We start from the raw sequence: 423 nt of genomic DNA on the forward strand, positions 1-423 counted from the left end.
GTTTGCGCCAGGCCGTCGTGCAGGTCGTAGGCGACGCGCTTGCGCTCATCCTCCTGGGCGCTGAACAGGCGCTGCACCAGCTCCGACATGCTGCGCTCCCGGGCTTGCAGGTCCTGCAGCAGGCGCTGGTTTTCCAGGTGCGTGGCCAACAGCGTGGCCAGCAGTTGCAGGGATTCCAGGTCTTCGCTGTCCGGCGCGCTGATGGGCACACTGTTGGCCAGCAGCAGGGCGCCGAAGGGCTGGCCGTCGGCGCGGTGCAGCAGTACGCGCAGCACCCCGGTTTGCGCAAGCGGGCGCTCCAGCCACTGGGCCTGCCCGGCCACGGCGCTCAGGGCTTGCAGGCATTCGCCGTGGCCCTGTTCGGCGCTGGCGTGGGCCACGCCGTCGCGGCTCCATTCCAGCAACAGCCCCTGGTCCATGGCG

Annotated in this window: 1 pseudogene; it reads right to left on the minus strand. The window is 70.4% G+C overall.

From position 1 onward, the window contains the following. Nucleotides 1-423, minus strand: a pseudogene (locus F6S12_RS32995) (sensor histidine kinase); the annotation flags it as partial.

It is taken from the genome of Pseudomonas sp. JV245A (assembly GCF_032424515.1).
In the GTDB taxonomy this organism is placed as follows: Bacteria; Pseudomonadota; Gammaproteobacteria; order Pseudomonadales; family Pseudomonadaceae; genus Aquipseudomonas; species Aquipseudomonas protegens.